The following is an 18,012-nucleotide window of genomic DNA, read 5'->3' on the forward strand; positions in this document are numbered from 1 at the left end:
TTCTTTGATAACATTGTTTTCGGAGATGATGAGAAAATGGAAGAACGATATAAAACTATACATAAAAAAGGAAAAGATGAAATTACAATAAATAAATCCAGATTTATCGGACATGTTTTGCCGATTTCTTCCGAAGAAGATGCTCTTGATTTTTTAAACGAGATAAAAAGTATCTATAAGGACGCTACTCATAATGTATATGGTTATGTATTTGGGGAAAATAATAATATACAAAGATACAGCGATGACGGAGAACCTCAGGGTACTGCAGGAATACCGATTTTAGAGGTAATAAAGAAGGAAGATTTAAGAAACGTGGCAGTAGTAGTGACAAGATATTTCGGAGGAATAAAACTTGGAGCCGGAGGACTTATAAGAGCATATACAAAAAGTGCTAAAATTGCTATCGAATCGGGAATAATCGTTGAAAAAGTACTTCATCGAAAATTAATAATAAAAATAGATTATAGCATATATGGCAAGGTTGAAAATTTTTTTTTAAGCAGGGGAATAATAATTTCAAATGTAATATTTAATGAAGCCGTTAATATAGAAGTATTTGTAAGTTTTTTTGAAAAGAGTTCTTTTATATCATCTGTTATTGATTTATGTAACGGAAGGGTGGAAATTGAAGAGTTGGGAGAGAAATATCTGTCCTTAAAGGACTGTAAAAAAATCGATTAGCATGATAGAAATCAGATACCAAGGGTATAAATAAAGTGAATATAATGGACTAAAGAAGGTGAAATGATGGAATATCCAAATATGCATAAAGATGAAATGCTCAATAAAAAAGTATGGGCGGTAATAGGTGCAAGTTCCAATAAAGAAAAATTTGGATACAAAATATTTAAAAAATTAGAAGAGAAAGGCTATGATGTCTATGGAATAAATCCCAATGTTGATAAAATCGATGGAAAGAAGATATATAAGACCGTAAAGGATTTGCCCGTAAAGCCTGATGTGGTGGATTTTGTAGTTTCTCCCCAGATTACAGAGGGGATGTTGGAGGATCTAAAAGATATGGGAATAGAAAACCTGTGGTTTCAACCGGGTTCATATAGGCAATCTACAGTGGAAAAAGGAGAAAAATTGGGATTTAAACTGGTTTACAACGATTGTGTATTACGAAGTTTACACTAATGGAAATGGAGCTTTCATACGGTTTACAAAAAAGCAATTAATATTATTGCTTTTTTGTTTTTGAAAAAAGTTCGTAAATCCCTATTATCAATAAGAATATGGAGAAGTATTTGCTTAAGGCTTTAGAATTGATTTTACCTGCAATAAAGGAGCCCAAAACCGCTCCTATAAGACCGTAGCCTATTATTTTTAATGATAATTTATATTTTATGTTTTTATTTTTTAAATGAGTGATCAAGGCCACGATAGCAACGGGTATAAACACTATTAAATTTATTCCTTGAGCTTCCTGCTGAGTCAACTCGGTAAAAATTAATAAAGAAGGGATAAGTATTACTCCGCCGCCTATTCCCATACCGCTGATTATTCCCGAAAACAACCCTATAATAAATAATTTCATTTTATCATCATCCTTATAGCTGCAAATATTATTAAAGAACCGAATATTTTTCTTAATATGTTAATTGGTATCTTATTTAATAATTTGGACCCTATAAAACTGCCTATAACTCCACCGAAAGCTACAAATAATGCTATATTTAAATGGATGGATTTATGTGTATAATAGATTATGGTACTTACTATACTTAAGGGAAGTATTACGGATATTGCGGTAGCATGAGCTTTATAGTCATCAACTCCGAGAAGAAAAACTAAAGCAGGAACTACTATGGTTCCTCCTCCTGAGCCGAATAAACCGTTTAAAAATCCAGAGATAAGACCTATAAGGAGAATTTTTAAGTTTACTTTTTTCACATTATTATGCCACCTATATAATTAATATTAATCACTATATACTTTTTCCTAAAAGAATTTAGTTATTCATGAAGATTAAATATCCAATTGATAAAAAATCCCATGCTATAAAAGCATGGGATTTTGAAGTATAGATTTGCATTACTTTGCAAGTTCGTAAATTGCATGGGCATATATTTTAGCATTAGCGACAAGGTCGTCTATTTCAATATATTCATTAGCCTGATGGTCAAGATCCGGTTTGCCTGGGAATATCGGACCGAATGCAACTATATTTGGCATCTCTTTAGCGTATGTTCCTCCGCCTATTGCAAGAAGGTCAGCCTTTTTCCCGGTTTGCTCTTCATATACCTTCTGCAATACCTTGATAAGCGGATGGCTTGCAGGAAAATAAAGAGGTTTTTGATGTGTCATGTTCTCAATATTTATTCCGGTACCTTCAAGTTTTTTATTAAAAGGATTTATTAGATCTTCAACCTTGTGCGTTACAGGATACCTTACATTAAGAGAGAGCTTTATCCTGTTACCCTTCATTTCAACGCATCCTACGTTAAACGTAAGCTTGCCCGACTCCTTGTCTTCAAGATAAACGCCAAATGATTTTCCGTCTGTTTCTTCCCCTACATATTTATTGAAGAAATCAATATAATCCTTTAGTTCGCAATTGCCAAGAGGAAGAGTAGCAAGAAAAGCGAACATACGCATTACCGCATTCTTTCCGCGTTCCGGAGAACTGCCATGAGCTGCAAAACCGTAAGATTTTACAACAATATCTTTTCCGCTAATTTCTGCTTTTATGTCAAATCCTGTCTTATTTGAGAAATCAACCGCAAGTTTTTTAAGCTCCTCAGCGCTGTCTCCGTCCATGATACATTCGCAATAAGCAGGAACCGCATTAGGTGCTGTACCGCCTTTAATTGATTTTATGTTATAACCCTTTTGGCATCCTTCCTTTAAATCTTTTACAACATCAAATATTGTTATGCCTTTTTCTGCATATATTATCGGGTATTCGGCATCAGGAGTAAAGCCAGAAACAGGGGCTTTTTCCTTCTTCATATAATACTCGACTTCTTTGCTTCCGGTTTCCTCGTTTGTGCCGAATATCACCCTTACTCTTTTTGAAAGGGGCATATTAAGGTCCTTTATTGCCTTGAGCCCGTAAAGTGCCGCCATTATAGGTCCCTTGTCATCCAGAGTTCCCCTTCCGTATATTTTTCCTTCATGTATTTCGGCGGCGTAAGGTGGATATTTCCATCCGTCTCCTTCCGGAACGACATCAAGATGTCCCAGTACAGCAACATAGTCGTCACCATGGCCATATTCTGCATATCCTATATAGCCGTCCATGTTTACTGTTTTGAATCCAAGCTCTTTTGAAATATCTAGTGCGCAATCAAGTACCTTTCTCGGACCTTCACCAAAAGGCATTCCATCTTTTGGCTCTTCTTGAACACTCTTAATTTTGACAACTTTTTCTACAGACTTAATAAGGCTGTCTTTAAGTTCGTCGACTTTTTTATTTAAATCCATCAAAAAACACCTCCCTGATTATTTTAACTCTTTTTTCATCCTGCTGGTATCTAAATTTTTATGAAGATATTGAAAATGATGTACATAGGTGTATATAATTGAACAAATGATAGATAATATTACACATGTGAAATTAAGATAGGCCAGAAAATGAGCCAATGAAAATTATAAAATTCTTTACTCAATAAATTGTATTTGATATAATAGAAATATTATTTAGGAATATATTTAACTGGGAGGGATTATGATGAAAAATGTAGAGCAGGTATGTGATGAAGTAGTAAAATGGTTAAGAAGTAAGGTAGAGCAGGCTAATAAAAAAGGGTTAATTTTTGGTTTAAGTGGAGGAGTGGATTCTTCTGTAGTAGCGGCTCTTTCCAAGAGAGCATTTCCTGAAAACACTTTAGGACTTATAATGCCCTGCCATAGCAATAAAGAAGATGAGAAGTATGCACATTTAATTGCTGAGAAACTTAATATCAATGTTAAGACAGTTGATTTAAGTAGTGTATATGATGAATTTATTTCAAAAATGGATTCGAAAACAGACAATAATTTGGCACAGGCCAATGTAAAGCCCAGATTGAGAATGATAACCCTGTACTATTTTGCCCAATTAAATAATTATCTTGTAGCAGGGTCAGGAAATAAAAGCGAAGCGACAGTAGGGTATTTTACAAAATATGGAGATGGAGGAGTTGACATAGCTCCGATAGGTTCTTTTGTAAAAAGAGAAGTAAGAGAAATGGCAAGATTTTTGGAAGTTCCGGAAGTAATAATTGCTAAGCCTCCTACAGCAGGTCTTTGGGAAAACCAGACTGATGAAAAGGAAATGGGGTTCAGCTATGATATTTTAGACGATTATATATTGTACGGAAAAGCTCCCGAAAATTTCAAGAACAGAATTGATGAGATGAATAAAAAAAGCGAGCATAAAAGAAAGAATCCCGAAGTTTTTACTTTAGACAATAAGTAATATTAAAATATATTGCAATATATTATTTTATGTGGCAGAATAGTAATGGGTATATTTAAAGGAGGTAGAAATAGTATGTCAGGTCATTCTAAATGGTCAAATATTAAGCACAGGAAAGGTAAGGAGGACGCAAGGAAGGGAAAAGTATTCACAAAATTAGCTCGAGCTATAACTGTGGCAGTAAAGGAAGGCGGCTCCGAACCGGAATATAACCCATTGTTAAAAGCTGCTATTGAAAAGGCTAAAATTGAAAATATGCCTAATGATAATATAGATAGATCAATAAAAAAGGCTGCTGGAGATCAAAATGAAAATTTATTTGAAACAATAAATTATGAAGGATATGGTCCTGCAGGAATAGCAGTATTAGTTTCTTGCCTTACTGATAATAGAAACAGAACAGCATCGGATGTAAGACATTCTTTTGACAAATTCGGAGGAAATTTAGGGCAGTCGGGATGTGTTTCTTTTATGTTCGATAAAAGGGGACTTGTTGTTATAAAAAGGGAAGACAATATTGATGAAGAGGAATTGATGCTTAAAGCCATTGATATGGGTGCAGTAGATTTTTCAAGCAATGATGAGGAATTCGAAATATTGACTAATCCTGAAGATTTTAATATTATAAGAGATAAATTGAAAGAAGATGGATATGATTTTGTTACGGCAGAGATATCTTATATTCCTCAGAATACAATAAAATTATCCGAAGAAAAAGATATTAAAAACATGGTAAAAATGATAGAATCCCTTGAAGATAACGATGATGTGCAGGAAGTTTATTACAATTGGGAAATACCTGATGATTTAGAAGTTGAATAATATATAAAAATTTATGTTACCATTTAACTTTTTATGAATAATATGAATAAGATGAAAAGTAATTCCTTATTGAATAAATATAATTTTAAAATCTAATAATACTATTAATAGAGCACTAAGAAAAGGAGAGTATTTATGGCAGAGAATGTAAATTTTGAAGAGATAAAAGAAAAATTTAAAAACGCATCTGTAGACGATAAAATTCATATTTATACTACAGTAAAAGGATTAAGTGTGGAACAGTATAAAGAACTGTTAAAGATGTTTCCCATAAAGTATATAGACAAATTAGAAAAAGCAATGTCATAAAGGGCCCTAATAGGGCCTTTACTTTTATTCAGTATCTTTTTTAAATATTGGATATAGGAGGGAAACTTTTATGAAAAAAAGAATTTGTTCAGCATTACTATTTATTTTTATGCCTTTATTCATACTTCTATTTAGTTTCCAGATAAATGTTTTTAATATTAAATATTTTCTTAAAGAATATGAAAAATATAATATTTCTCAGGAAACCCATATGAATATGGAAGAATTGGAAAAGACAACTGTTGCTCTGATGAAGTATTTGGCTGGGGTTACAAAAGAATTGAAATATTCTGAAAAGTACAGCAATAATGATATTATACATCTTAAAGATGTGAGGGTTTTATTTCAAAGGGGAATTTTTTTAGAAGGGCTATCTTTGTTTATATTATTATGGACAAGATATTTTTTACGTAAAAAAGACAAGAAGCTATTAAGAGATACGGTTAAGGTGTCTTCGGCTTTTTCCATTATACTTCTATTATTGTTGATAATATTATCCATTTATGATTTTAATAGGTATTTTACTTATTTTCATTTAATACTCTTTGATAATGATTATTGGCTTTTGGATCCTAAGACAGATTTATTGATTAGAATGTTTCCTGAATCATTTTTTATAGATATTTTCAGAAGAATTGGGATATTATTTATTGCAATTTTGTCAATAATACTGATATATGAAATAAAAAATGAGAGGGCGGGAGATTAATTGGATTTCGATAAAAAAGATATACTAAAAAAATATATAGAAGATTTGAAAAGAAAGAGATATATAAATAATTATTATATAGGCAAAATAAAAAAAGGAAAAAGTACAGAAGCAGATTTTTTGGATGGTTTCTTTTTAAGAATCATTATATTCATAGGAACGATAATCATTTTATATGCAGAAACGGGGTATTTTATTTTCAGCATTGTTGTTTCAGTCCAAATAACTATATTGTTTTCGTTGTTAATTTATAATTTCAAAAACAAGAAAATGAAAAAAAAGATTGCTCAAATAAATGAGGAACTGGTTAAAAAGAAGATATTGAAAGATATAAATAATTTAAGCAGCAATGAATTTAAGGAATATATAAAAGATATTTTAGAAGAATATTATAATACAACTTTTTTTGAATATAGTAACCATTTGGACTATTTATTTACTGTTGATAATGAAATATGGGGAGTTTCATGTTTTAAAAAAAGCCAGGACGATAGGATAGGATTAAAAGATATAAACGGTTTTATGGAGGAACTAAAAAAAACCGAGGCCAGTAGAGGATTAATAGTTACAAATTCATATTTTACCGAAGAATTAAAGGAAAGAGGATATATTCATATAAAGTTAGTTGATTTTGACGAAATCATTGAAATTATTAAAAAAATAGGCAAATTACCTAAAAAAGAGGAAATAGAAGAAATCATAGTGAACAAGAGAAAAGAGAAGTTATCCAAAAGGGTAAATATGAAAGAACAATTTTTTTCTAAACATAATATATTAAGATTTTTCTTTCTTGGGATAATTCTTATTCTGATGTCAAATCTAACAAGATATACAAAATACTATACCGTTGTTGGAGGAATATGTATAGCTTTAAGTATAATTTCAGGGAGCTACAATTTATATTTTTTTATTAAAAATCACGATTTTAATTTACAGAAATGACCTTTTGTTATATAATTAATTAAACAAAACAGAGTAGGTAAAAAGCGTAAAGTGTTAAGGGATGGGAAGTTGCCTTTAAACGAAAGACTATGTCTGCGGTTTTTTACTGCGTCCGCTGTTCCATTAAAGAGGAATTCCTTCTCTTTAGTGAAACAGGTTTCTGTTACTAAAGAAGGGGGAATATATATGAAGAAGGTACAGCCTTTTAGTACTAAGGCATTGGTTTCTGTTAGCCTTTTAACGGCTATGAGTATAATATTTACAAGATTTTTTTCTTTTATCATACCTATTGCAGGCCTTCCGGCATTGAGATTCGGCCTGGGAGAAGCACCTTTGATGATGGCAGGCATGGTATATGGTCCTGCTTTGGGAGGATTAGGTGGCTTAGCTGCAGATCTGATCGGGGTAGTTGTTAACCCTCAGGGAGCGTATTTTCCGGGGTTTACTTTAAGTTCAATGCTCTGGGGCATTTTACCGGGATTATTTTTTTATAAAAGAAATAATAAAAATATTAATATTAAAGGTGTTTTCATTGTAGTTTCAATAACTTATTTTATTGTTTCTATATGTTTAAACACCTACTGGCTTTCAATTATGTTTGGAAAAGGGTTTTTGGTATTGGTCCCGGGCAGACTTTTAAGCAGTGTTGTAGCTATACCTTTAGATTCTGTGATGGTTTCCACCTATCTTAAATATTCAAAAAAATATTATGCGGGATGGTGATGGAATGAGCAAGGTTTTAGCTTTAATGGGAAGTCCGAGAAAAAATAAAAATACAGACAGGGCATTAGAAGCTATGCTTACAGGTATGAGAGAAATAGGTCATGAAGTAAAAAAGATAAATATCATAGATAAAGACATTTCTCCTTGTGTGGGATGCGGATATTGTGAAAAAGAAGGGGAATGTGTTATAAAAGACGATATGGACGAAATATATGAGGGATTTGACAACAGTAATATTTTTGTTATTGCATCTCCTCTTTATTTTAATACGGTCAGCAGTTTTATGAAAAAAGTAATTGACAGATGTCAGAAAGTCTGGGCTTTCAAATGCAATCATAATGATACCAAGTATAAAGGCAAAGATAAAAAAATGGGTATATTTATAGGCGTGGGTGGTGCCGACTTTTATCATGATCAATTTTCCGCAATGGTGACTACTATGGATTTGGTGTTTAAAGTTATTGACGCTAAGTATATAGGAAACTATTTTATTTCCGGAACGGATAAGAAGAATGTTTCCGATAGAAGCGATGTAATGGATGAGCTTTACAACATAGGAAAAAATATAGATAGGCAGGAAAGTTTTTATCTCTACAGATGATACTGGGATTAAAATTTATATAATAAACCTCTTAATTTTAATGAGGTTTATTTTTTGTATATTTTTGTTCTTTTTAAATAAAATTAATTTATGATTGTTTGATTTTCAAATTTTAAAGGAATATAATTAATGTGTTAAATTGTTTATATTATTATTTTATGTAGAGTAGGGAGGAAAAGTTTATGAAAACAAAATTACCAATAGCTATGTCCAACAGGCATATACATCTAACGAAGGATGATTTGAACAAATTGTTCGGAGACGGATACGAATTGACGAAAAAGAAGAATTTGACTCAACCGGGACAATTTGCGGCGGAGGAAAAAGTCGATATTATAGGACCGAAGGGAACTTTAAGGGGAGTAAGAGTTCTTGGTCCTGTCAGAGCAATGACGCAGATTGAAATTTCCGTTTCGGATGCTTTTGTGTTGGGTGTTAAGCCAATGGTTAAAAACTCCGGAGATTTGGTCGGGACTCCCGGAGCTAAAATAGTCGGAACTAAAGGAGAAATTCAAATTGACCAGGGAGTAATAGTTGCAGCCAGACATATTCATATGTACACAGATGAAGCTAAGGAGTATGGACTGGAAGATAAAGATGTCGTAAGAGTTAAAGTCGGAGGAGTAAGAGGACTTGTATTTGAAAATGTACTGGTGAGAGTAGGAGAAAGGCATAAATTAGAAATGCATGTTGATATAGAAGAAGGAAATGCGGCAGGGATTAAAAACGGAGATATAGTAGAAATAATTAAGTAAAGGGGTGTACTATATATTATGATGGATATTGCCCGATTTATAGATCATACTTTACTGAAGCCCGATGCTACAGAGGAAATGATTGAAAATTTATGCAATGAAGCAAAAAAATATAATTTTTATGCGGTATGTATTAATCCTTATTACGTAAAATTAGCAAAAAATATTCTTAGGAACAGCAATGTAAAAATTGCAACGGTTATCGGATTTCCTTTAGGGGCCAATACCGGTAAAATTAAAGCTTTGGAAGCCGAAGAATCAATAAAGGACGGAGCAGACGAATTGGATATGGTCATAAGCATAGCTGCTCTGAAGAATAAAGATTACGATAAGGTAAAAGAGGATATTGAAGAAGTGGTTAAAAAAGCAAAAGGTAATGCATTGGTAAAGGTTATTATTGAAACCTGTTTATTGACTGAAGATGAAAAGGTTAGGGCGTGTAATTTATCCTTAGAGGCAGGAGCAAATTTTGTTAAAACATCAACAGGATTTAATGGCAAAGGTGCAACTGTTGAAGATATAAGGCTTATTAAAAGTGTTGTGGGAGATAAGATGAAGATAAAGGCTTCCGGCGGAATAAGAGATTATGAGACAGCTATAAAGATGATAGAAGCGGGAGCGAACAGGATAGGTGCAAGTTCATCTGTAAAGATTGTACAAGATAGTATAAAATAATCTGTATTTTTAAAATAAAGGGGTGTCGCACTAAGCATTTAGTGTGAAGCCCTTTTTATAACCAATAGGAAAATTACATCTTCAATAAAATTGTAGGATTTTACAGCAATACCGCTAACCCTGAAACAGAACCCACAGGGTATGAACTGGGAAGGAATGCGGTGGTTATCCCTTCAGAACCCGTGAAAAACAGCAATGTACATTGTCCATGCTCTACGGTATTCTTATAATTATATCTATAGGATCAGTTATAGGGAGTTTTGCCGGATTTAAGACAGCGGATTTTGTCATGTCGAAATCAACGGACATGGAAACGGAACTGTACAGCACGGCTTTCAGCAACTGGGTAAACAATTCCGATAAGATGGCGAATTCAAGTGAAATCAGTGTATCGGTGAATCCACTGACACCGGTTTTCGTATGTCTTACGGTGATTTTTGTATCACTTATCATTTCACTTATATTTATCAAAAATAACTTAAAAGCGGAACCCCTTGAACTTTTAAGTAAAAGCGAGGAGTAAACCGGCGAAAGAGAATAGATTAGCAAATAGCCCTCATCTTAGAAAGGGAGGGTTATTTGCTGTTTTCATTTTTTATACATTGAATCTGAATACCACCACATCCCCATCCTGCATTACATAATCTTTTCCTTCCGAACGAATGAGGCCTTTTTCCTTAGCGCAAGTATATCCTTCACATTCTAATAAATCCTTATAATTAATGACTTCGGCTCTTATAAATCCCCTTTCCATATCGGAATGGACTTTTCCGGCAGCCTGAGGTGCTTTTGTAGCCTTTTTAATAGTCCAAGCCCTTACTTCTTTAGGTCCGGCTGTAAGAAAACTCATAAGTCCCAACAGATCATAGCTGACCTTTATAAGTTTATCCAATCCGGATTCCTTAATATTTAATTCTTCCAAAAAAGTTTCTTTTTCGGATTTATCCAATTGAGCAATTTCAGATTCTATTTTTGCAGAGATGACCATAACAGATGAATTTTCTTTCTTTGCATATTCCTTTACTTCCTTTACATATGAATTTTCATCGCCCTTTATCAAATCGTCTTCGGAGACATTACATACATATAAAACAGGCTTCAGAGATAATAAATTTAATCCCTTAATGATATTTAGCTCCTCTTCATTAAGATTGAGGTTTTTCAAAGGAAGTTCCTTTTCTATTGTGTTTTTGATTTCCTTTAAAATATTGATTTCCTTTTCGTAGCTTTTATCGCTTTTTAACATTTTTTCTATTTTGGAAAGCCTTTTGTCTACTATATCTAAATCAGCAAGCATTAATTCCAAAGTTATGATTTCAATATCCCTTACAGGATCTATTTTTCCTTCCACATGAGTTACATTTTCATCTTCAAAGCATCTTACGACATGAACGATTGCTTCAACTTCACGAATGTGAGAAAGAAATTTGTTTCCCAATCCTTCTCCTTTACTTGCTCCTTTAACCAATCCCGCTATATCTACAAATTCTACCGTTGCGGGAGTTATTTTTTCCGGTTTCATTAAATGGGCCAATTTGTTTAACCGTTCGTCAGGCACGGGAACAATTCCTACATTTGGCTCTATAGTACAGAAAGGATAATTTTCAGCATCTACTTTTGCTGATGTTAAGGCATTAAACAGTGTGCTTTTTCCTACATTTGGCAGTCCAACTATACCGAGTTTCATTTGAATCTTCCTTTCAAGAATTAATATTATTCATGAAAATAATTATATATCAACTGTTTGATATATTCAATATAGCATATTTAATACAAAATTAATATTGCTTTAACATTCTCGTAACATGATACATGTAATATTATATTGAATTAAATAATATCTGTTTGTGTTTCATTCCCCCTCTTAATATATGCCTCTGTAAATCACAGAGGCAAGTTATTTTTATAACCAATAATAAAATCATAATTTCCATTAGTTTACACTTGGCCCAAATGGGTTTCAACAAAAGATTTTAATTTACTATTTTCAATTGAAGCCCTTTTTATATAATATTTTTAAGTTTTTATTATAATTTTTGGAGAAAGTGTAAAACTAAAGATGAAGGGAGGAGGATATTATGAAAAAAATACAAAATAGATTTATATTGATGTTTTTGGTGTTAATTATGGCTCTGCCTCTATACGGCTGTAATGAGAAGGAAGCAGAGGATTTAAAAGAGGATAAAAGCATTAGCAGTCTTTCTGTAGTAAATAATTCTCAACTCATTGAAAGAATTGAGAATTTAGCTGATTGTGTTGTTGATTTATTCGGCATTGATGATGCGGTAGTTCTTATTTACAAGGATAAAGCGGTAGTGGCAGTAGTTCCTGCTGAGGATTTTATCTTTTCGGATGAGCAGGAGAAATTAGTCAAAGATACAAGTCTTTCAAGCGATACTAAATTAAAAGAGGCATTTGTTACAAGTGACAGAAAAAAATTTGACAAAATAGAAGGTATAGTAGATAATATATGCAACGGAGAAAATATTGAAAAATTCAGCAGTGATATTGAAAAGATAATTAATGAGATTGAAAAGGAATAAAAAATCTGGTCTTAGGACTGGATTTTTTCATATAATAAATATTAACAATATTTTTTTGGGTAATTTGGGTATTATAAAAATATATTTGTGTAAAAGGAGGTAGAATAATTGATTTTAATGAAGGAGAGAAAGAATATAGGAAAGGGGATAAATCTAAACCTAATAAGGACGGATAAATTTAAGACCAATTTAATAAGTTTCTATATAATAAGGCCCTTAAACAGAGAAGAGGCCACACAAAATGCTTTATTTCCAATGGTTCTAAGAAGAGGAACAGAGAGATTTGACACTAATTTAAAATTGGAAAGAAAACTTGAAAATATGTATGGAGCAAGTCTAAGCGTTGGGGTCAGAAAAGTGGGAGAAAGGCATATAGAAAGATTTACTGTAGAAAGCCCCGAAGAATCTTATGTGGAAGACAAAGAATATCCTATTGAAGTTATTAAATTATTAAAGGAACTGATATATGACCCCGTAACCGAAAATGGAGTATTTAAGAAAGATTATGTAGAGCAGGAAAAGGAAAATCTGAAAAAAATAATAGAAGGAAAGATAAACGATAAAGGTCAGTATGCAATAGAAAGATGCATAGAAGAGATGTGCAAGAATGAGAAATACAGTACTTATGAATATGGCTATATAGAAGATATTGAGAAGATAAACAGCTCCACTTTATATAAATATTATTTGGATGTATTGAACACGTCATACATAGAGATATTTATGGTGGGAAATTATAAAGAAGATGTCGCTGAAGAATTAAAAAAACTTTTTTCTGTAGAAAGAAAGACAATAGTTCCGATTCAGAGAGAAAAAATATTAAATCTTGTTCAGACTAAAAATATGATTCATGAAGAGATGAATGTAAACCAGGGGAAAATTGCGGTAGGCTGCAGAGCAGGTATTCCTTATGAAGATCCCCTTTATAATGGATTGATATTAGCCAGTGACATATTGGGAGGAGGAGCTAATTCCAAATTATTTAGGAATATAAGGGAAAAGGAAAGCCTTGCTTATTATATCAAATCTACGGTTTATAAATTTAAATCCATTATGGTCATTGATGCCGGGATTAACTTCGATGATTTTCAAAGAGTGTTGGAACTTATCAGAAGTGAATTAGACAACATGAAAAAGGGATTGTTTACAGAGCAGGATATTGATATATCCAAAAAATCAGTTTCTGCATCAATTAAATCCTTAGTGGACAGTAATTATTTGATTTCCGAGTTTTTCTTAAGTCAGATTCTTTCAAAAGATGAGAGGAACCTTGAAGATATATTAAAAGATATAGATGATGTAAAAAAAGATGAAATAGTGGAAGCCTGCAATAGAATATATTTTGATACCATATATTTTTTAACAAAGAATAATTATTTATAGATGGGAGGAAAGGTGCTTGAGTATAAAAACTTATGAAAACATTCATATAAAAGAAAAGGTTCTGTATGATAAAAGTAACAATGGATTAAAGGTATACTATATTCCTAAAGAGGGTTATAGTAAAAAATTTGCTGTATTTGCAACTGATTATGGCTCAAATGATAAAATAGAAGAATCACCTGAAGGAGTGGCACATTTTTTAGAACATAAAATGTTTGAGGAACCCGACGAAAACATATTTGATAAATTTTCTTATTTAGGGGCAAATGTTAATGCCTATACTAATTTTAACCAAACAGCTTATCTCTTTTCCTGTACTGATAATTTTTATGAAAATTTGAAACTTCTTATCCATTTTGTACAAGACCCGTATTTTACCGATGAAAACGTCGAGAAGGAAAAAGGAATAATAGAGCAGGAAATAAAAATGTATGAGGACAGCCCTAATTGGAAAGTTTATTTTAATTGCCTTAAGGGAATGTATATTAATCATCCGGTGAAAAATGATATTGCAGGTACAGTGGAAAGCATTAAAAAGATAAATAAAGAAATACTGTATAAATGTTATAATACTTTTTACCATCCTCAGAATATGGTTCTGGTTATTGCCGGGGATCTTTCCTTTGAAAAGATAATGGAAACTGTTAATAAGCGGGAAGCCCAAAAGGGCAGTATTGAAGGAAAAATAGAGAGGGTGCAGGCTAACGAACCGGAAAATATTCAAAAATCCTATATGGAAGAATATCTTCCTATATCCATTCCACTTTTTTCAATAGGATTTAAGGATAATTTTGAATCAGTCAATGAAAGTGGAGAAGAACTGATCCTTAGAGATATATCTACTAATATAATGCTTAATATGATATTTGGAGAAAGCTCTTTGTTATTTCAATCCTTATATAATGAAGGACTTATTGACAACAGTTTTGGGTCATATTATACTGGATATAAGGATTATGGGCATTCTATAATAGTAGGGCAGACTCTTAAACCCAAATTGGTTTTTGAAAGAATAGAATCCCATATAGAGGACCTTAAAAGGAAGGGCCTTTCAAGAGAGGATTTTGAAAGAATTAAGAGAAAATATATTGGAAATTTTTTGACCGGGTTGAATTCCATAGAATATATTGGAAGCAATTTTGTAAACTATTATTTTATTGATTTTATATTTTTAGATTATTTGAATGCTATGAATAAAATTAATTTTAAAGATATAGAAGATAGATTTATATCTCATTTAAGAAAGGATAACTTTACTTTTTCTGTTATAAAACCTGTAAAATAGCGTTGGATGGTGAGGAGGCTTTATGTTGAATCTTGTTGCTTTCGAAATATTTGGATTTCCTATAAGATGGTATGGAATATTTATATCCTGTGCGGTAATAATCGGAGCGTATTTAGCTTTAAAGGAAGGAAAAAGAGTAGGGATTGACGAGGACACCTTGATAGATTTATTTATATTTGCTGTTCCTATTTCTGCAATAGGAGCCAGAATATACTATGTCATTTTTAGCTGGTACTATTATAAGGACCATTTAAGAGAAATATTTAATTTCAGAGGAGGCGGGCTTGCAATACATGGTACAATAATTGCGGCCGTATTGGTTGCAATTATATTTTGCAGAAAAAGAAAATTAAGTTTTTGGAAAATTACAGATATCTGTGCTCCAAGCATCATATTGGGACAATCAATTGGAAGATGGGGAAACTTTGCTAACCAGGAGGCTCACGGAGGGCCTACGAATTTACCATGGGGAATAATAATTAACGGACAAAAGGTACATCCTACATTTTTGTATGAGTCCATATGGGATTTGGCGGTTTTTTTCTTTTTACTTTGGTATAGAAGAAATAAGGAAGAAACGGTAGGAGAAACTTTTCTTTTGTATCTGGCGTTGTATTCGGTAGGCAGGTTCTGGATAGAAGGTTTAAGAACAGACAGTTTAATGTTGGGAAATATAAGAGTTGCCCAGTTGGTAAGTGTGATCACCGTAATCGGAGTGGCTATCATTTTTAGATATAGAAGGAAAAATGTTGATATGAAGTACATGTAAAAGTATTTGGTTCAGGTGTTCTCATATTTCAGTGGCGAAATATGAAGAAAGTTTAATAAATATGTATAAATATAGTACAAAAGGCCTATAAATAATAGGCCTTTTTTTTTACTTCATAGAAGGAATTTAAAAATATATATAGAAGTATATAAATGTGGTTTAAAGTGGATGGAAGTGGGAGAAATATTCCTAAAGTGGAGTGAGTAAAATGTTTATCGGAGAATATAAGCATTCCCTGGATAGTAAGGGAAGATTGATAGTTCCTTCTAAGTTTCGCGATTCTTTGGGAGAAAATTTTATTATGACCAAAGGGCTTGATAGTTGTCTTTTTGTTTATCCTCAGGAGGGCTGGGTTCAATTAGAAAACAAACTTAAATCCCTACCGTTGACAAATAAAGATGCAAGGGCCTTTGTAAGATTTTTCTTTGCCGGGGCCAATGAGTGTACAATCGATAAACAGGGAAGAATACTTATTCCGTTAAGTTTAAGGGAACATGCCAAATTAAATAAGGATGCGGTAATAATAGGAGTATCAACCAGGGTAGAAATATGGAGCAAAGAAGAATGGAATAAATATAATGAAGATGACAGTTTAAGTTATGAAAGAATTGCAGAAAAGATGGCTGAACTGGGAATATAAATGGGAGTTGATATTTTGGATTTCGAACATACCCCTGTATTGTTAAATGAAGTAATAAAAGGATTAAACATAAAAAAAGACGGAATTTATGTTGATGGGACTTTGGGTGGCGCAGGTCATTCTTTGAAAATAATTGAAGGACTTGATAATGGAAAGTTAGTGGGGATAGATCAGGATATGGATGCTATAAATAAAGCAAAAGATGTCCTAAAAGATTATTTAGAAAGAGCAGAAATAATTCATGATAATTTTAAAAATATTCCTCAGATATTATCGAATCTGAATATTGACAAGGTAGATGGAATCTTCCTGGATTTAGGAGTATCTTCCTATCAGTTCGATGAAAGAGAAAGAGGATTTTCCTATCAAAAAGATGCGCCTTTGGATATGAGAATGGATAGAGAAAATAATTTAAGAGCCTGGGATGTAGTCAACAAATACAAGGAAAAAGAGCTTTCCGATATTTTATGGAAATACGGAGATGAAAGGTGGTCAAAGAGAATAGCAAAATTTATAGTTGAGGAAAGAAGAAATAGCCCAATTGATACCACTTTTCAGCTTGTATCAATAATCAAAAAGGCAATTCCAAAAGGGGCCAGAGCGTCAGGACACCACCCTGCAAAAAAGACCTTTCAGGCTATACGAATTGAAGTTAATAAAGAACTGGAAATTTTAAAAAAATCGATTCCTGCATTATGTAATCTTTTAAAACCTAAAGGAAGGATATGCATAATAACATTTCATTCCTTAGAGGACAGAATTGTCAAAGAGAATTTTAAAGAACTCAATACAGGATGCATTTGCCCTAAAGATTTTCCTATATGTGTATGTAATAGGAAAAAGGAAATAGAAATTATCACCAAGAAACCTATTGTTCCAACGGAAGATGAACTGAGTAAAAATCCAAGAGCAAGAAGTGCTAAACTGAGAATCGGCGAGAAAGTTTGATGTTCTAAAAGAAAGGAGGGATGAATAAATTGTTAGTAGCTAAAAAAGAAGAAAAGTATTATTATGGAGAAGATCGCGTTTATGAAAATAAAGTACAAAGAGAAAAGAGAAAAGCTAAAAGAAAAGCTCAGACCAGAAATAAATTGAAATTATTTTTATATGCATTTATTTTTCTTGCGGCCTGTTTGTCCATTTTATTCAGATATACTCAGCTAACTCAAATGAGAGTTGAAATATCTAAATTGGAAAGTGAAAAAAATACATTGGAGAAAGAAAAACAGGAAAAACTTTCTGAATTGGAGGAAGTGAAAAATTCCGCTAAAATAGAAGAAGATGCTACAGCTAAATTGGGGATGAATTATCCCACTGAAGCTCAAATAGTATATTTAGATGTCAATGAAAATAAGTTAAAGGAAGAACAAAAAGAAGATAGTAACGTTGCAGTAAAAAAATACTTTAAGAATATTCTGAGCGCAATAATAAATCTATTTTAAGGGGGT

The 18,012-nt window shown here is 32.3% G+C and carries 23 protein-coding genes and 1 riboswitch; of the genes, 19 read left to right on the forward strand and 4 right to left on the reverse strand.

Annotated features, from left to right (window positions below):
- Nucleotides 1-36: 36 nt before the first annotated feature.
- Nucleotides 37-684 (forward strand): YigZ family protein, encoded by a 648-nt coding sequence (locus tag PP176A_RS03355; RefSeq protein ID WP_071139041.1) that lies wholly within the window; start codon nucleotides 37-39, stop codon nucleotides 682-684.
- A gap of 66 nt (nucleotides 685-750) precedes the next feature.
- Entirely contained in the window at nucleotides 751-1,143 is a 393-nt protein-coding gene (locus PP176A_RS03360; RefSeq protein WP_071139042.1) for a CoA-binding protein, read from the forward strand.
- A 43-nt stretch (nucleotides 1,144-1,186) separates the two neighbouring features.
- On the opposite strand, the gene PP176A_RS03365 is transcribed toward PP176A_RS03360, so the two are convergent.
- From PP176A_RS03365 to pepV, 3 genes are all read right to left on the reverse strand, one after another.
- Complete coding sequence (locus PP176A_RS03365) at nucleotides 1,187-1,543, reverse strand: sulfite exporter TauE/SafE family protein (protein WP_071139043.1); 357 nt, start codon at nucleotides 1,541-1,543, stop codon at nucleotides 1,187-1,189.
- Nucleotides 1,540-1,899, reverse strand: coding sequence for a sulfite exporter TauE/SafE family protein (locus PP176A_RS03370; RefSeq protein WP_071139044.1), 360 nt, complete (start codon nucleotides 1,897-1,899; stop codon nucleotides 1,540-1,542). Before PP176A_RS03370 ends, PP176A_RS03365 begins: the two co-directional genes overlap by 4 nt.
- A gap of 141 nt (nucleotides 1,900-2,040) precedes the next feature.
- The gene (gene pepV / locus PP176A_RS03375; protein ID WP_071139045.1) at nucleotides 2,041-3,432 is read right to left on the reverse strand and encodes a dipeptidase PepV; all 1,392 of its coding nucleotides are present in this window, start codon (nucleotides 3,430-3,432) and stop codon (nucleotides 2,041-2,043) included.
- A 247-nt stretch (nucleotides 3,433-3,679) separates the two neighbouring features.
- On the opposite strand from pepV, the gene nadE reads away from it, so the two are divergent.
- The 10 genes from nadE (at nucleotide 3,680) to PP176A_RS03420 (ending at nucleotide 10,467) form a co-directional block, all read left to right on the forward strand.
- On the forward strand, nucleotides 3,680-4,408 hold the full coding sequence (gene nadE / locus PP176A_RS03380; RefSeq protein WP_071139046.1) for an NAD(+) synthase: 729 nt from the start codon (nucleotides 3,680-3,682) through the stop codon (nucleotides 4,406-4,408).
- Between the two features lie 75 nt (nucleotides 4,409-4,483).
- Nucleotides 4,484-5,230, forward strand: coding sequence for a YebC/PmpR family DNA-binding transcriptional regulator (locus PP176A_RS03385; RefSeq protein ID WP_071139047.1), 747 nt, complete (start codon nucleotides 4,484-4,486; stop codon nucleotides 5,228-5,230).
- A gap of 135 nt (nucleotides 5,231-5,365) precedes the next feature.
- Nucleotides 5,366-5,539, forward strand: a complete 174-nt coding sequence (locus PP176A_RS16325; RefSeq protein ID WP_170177313.1) for a hypothetical protein — start codon at nucleotides 5,366-5,368, stop codon at nucleotides 5,537-5,539.
- Between the two features lie 70 nt (nucleotides 5,540-5,609).
- Nucleotides 5,610-6,248 carry a TIGR01906 family membrane protein gene (locus PP176A_RS03390; protein ID WP_071139048.1) on the forward strand — a complete coding sequence of 213 codons (639 nt, stop codon included), beginning with the start codon at nucleotides 5,610-5,612 and terminating at the stop codon, nucleotides 6,246-6,248.
- Nucleotides 6,249-7,190, forward strand: coding sequence for a restriction endonuclease (locus PP176A_RS03395; protein ID WP_071139049.1), 942 nt, complete (start codon nucleotides 6,249-6,251; stop codon nucleotides 7,188-7,190). It abuts the gene before it with no gap.
- A 27-nt stretch (nucleotides 7,191-7,217) separates the two neighbouring features.
- A riboswitch (THF riboswitch) is annotated at nucleotides 7,218-7,310 on the forward strand.
- A gap of 66 nt (nucleotides 7,311-7,376) precedes the next feature.
- Nucleotides 7,377-7,913 carry a folate family ECF transporter S component gene (locus PP176A_RS03400; protein ID WP_071139050.1) on the forward strand — a complete coding sequence of 179 codons (537 nt, stop codon included), beginning with the start codon at nucleotides 7,377-7,379 and terminating at the stop codon, nucleotides 7,911-7,913.
- Between the two features lie 4 nt (nucleotides 7,914-7,917).
- Nucleotides 7,918-8,514: a flavodoxin family protein gene (locus PP176A_RS03405; RefSeq protein ID WP_071139051.1), complete on the forward strand. Its 597-nt coding sequence runs from the start codon at nucleotides 7,918-7,920 to the stop codon at nucleotides 8,512-8,514.
- Nucleotides 8,515-8,696: 182 nt separating this feature from the next.
- The gene (pduL, locus tag PP176A_RS03410) at nucleotides 8,697-9,269 is read left to right on the forward strand and encodes a phosphate propanoyltransferase (protein ID WP_071139052.1); all 573 of its coding nucleotides are present in this window, start codon (nucleotides 8,697-8,699) and stop codon (nucleotides 9,267-9,269) included.
- Nucleotides 9,270-9,290: 21 nt separating this feature from the next.
- Nucleotides 9,291-9,944, forward strand: coding sequence for a deoxyribose-phosphate aldolase (gene deoC / locus PP176A_RS03415; protein ID WP_071139160.1), 654 nt, complete (start codon nucleotides 9,291-9,293; stop codon nucleotides 9,942-9,944).
- A 289-nt stretch (nucleotides 9,945-10,233) separates the two neighbouring features.
- Nucleotides 10,234-10,467: a hypothetical protein gene (locus tag PP176A_RS03420; protein ID WP_128752696.1), complete on the forward strand. Its 234-nt coding sequence runs from the start codon at nucleotides 10,234-10,236 to the stop codon at nucleotides 10,465-10,467.
- Nucleotides 10,468-10,539: 72 nt separating this feature from the next.
- On the opposite strand, the gene ychF is transcribed toward PP176A_RS03420, so the two are convergent.
- The gene (ychF, locus tag PP176A_RS03425) at nucleotides 10,540-11,631 is read right to left on the reverse strand and encodes a redox-regulated ATPase YchF (RefSeq protein ID WP_071139054.1); all 1,092 of its coding nucleotides are present in this window, start codon (nucleotides 11,629-11,631) and stop codon (nucleotides 10,540-10,542) included.
- 391 nt (nucleotides 11,632-12,022) lie between these two features.
- Between ychF and PP176A_RS03430 the strand changes: the two genes are divergently transcribed.
- The 7 genes from PP176A_RS03430 (at nucleotide 12,023) to PP176A_RS03460 (ending at nucleotide 18,006) form a co-directional block, all read left to right on the forward strand.
- Nucleotides 12,023-12,487: a YhcN/YlaJ family sporulation lipoprotein gene (locus PP176A_RS03430; protein WP_071139055.1), complete on the forward strand. Its 465-nt coding sequence runs from the start codon at nucleotides 12,023-12,025 to the stop codon at nucleotides 12,485-12,487.
- A 117-nt stretch (nucleotides 12,488-12,604) separates the two neighbouring features.
- Complete coding sequence (gene yfmF / locus PP176A_RS03435) at nucleotides 12,605-13,870, forward strand: EF-P 5-aminopentanol modification-associated protein YfmF (RefSeq protein ID WP_234958786.1); 1,266 nt, start codon at nucleotides 12,605-12,607, stop codon at nucleotides 13,868-13,870.
- Between the two features lie 16 nt (nucleotides 13,871-13,886).
- Nucleotides 13,887-15,155 carry an EF-P 5-aminopentanol modification-associated protein YfmH gene (gene yfmH, locus PP176A_RS03440; protein WP_200795986.1) on the forward strand — a complete coding sequence of 423 codons (1,269 nt, stop codon included), beginning with the start codon at nucleotides 13,887-13,889 and terminating at the stop codon, nucleotides 15,153-15,155.
- Between the two features lie 25 nt (nucleotides 15,156-15,180).
- Entirely contained in the window at nucleotides 15,181-15,924 is a 744-nt protein-coding gene (lgt, locus tag PP176A_RS03445; RefSeq protein ID WP_071139162.1) for a prolipoprotein diacylglyceryl transferase, read from the forward strand.
- 208 nt (nucleotides 15,925-16,132) lie between these two features.
- The gene (gene mraZ, locus PP176A_RS03450) at nucleotides 16,133-16,564 is read left to right on the forward strand and encodes a division/cell wall cluster transcriptional repressor MraZ (protein ID WP_071139057.1); all 432 of its coding nucleotides are present in this window, start codon (nucleotides 16,133-16,135) and stop codon (nucleotides 16,562-16,564) included.
- Nucleotides 16,565-16,579: 15 nt separating this feature from the next.
- Nucleotides 16,580-17,512 carry a 16S rRNA (cytosine(1402)-N(4))-methyltransferase RsmH gene (gene rsmH / locus PP176A_RS03455; RefSeq protein ID WP_071139163.1) on the forward strand — a complete coding sequence of 311 codons (933 nt, stop codon included), beginning with the start codon at nucleotides 16,580-16,582 and terminating at the stop codon, nucleotides 17,510-17,512.
- A gap of 20 nt (nucleotides 17,513-17,532) precedes the next feature.
- Nucleotides 17,533-18,006, forward strand: coding sequence for a cell division protein FtsL (locus PP176A_RS03460; RefSeq protein WP_083381758.1), 474 nt, complete (start codon nucleotides 17,533-17,535; stop codon nucleotides 18,004-18,006).
- Nucleotides 18,007-18,012 lie beyond the last annotated feature (6 nt).

The sequence above is a fragment of the Sporanaerobacter sp. PP17-6a genome (assembly GCF_900095615.1).
In the GTDB taxonomy this organism is placed as follows: Bacteria; Bacillota; Clostridia; order Tissierellales; family Acidilutibacteraceae; genus Acidilutibacter; species Acidilutibacter cellobiosedens.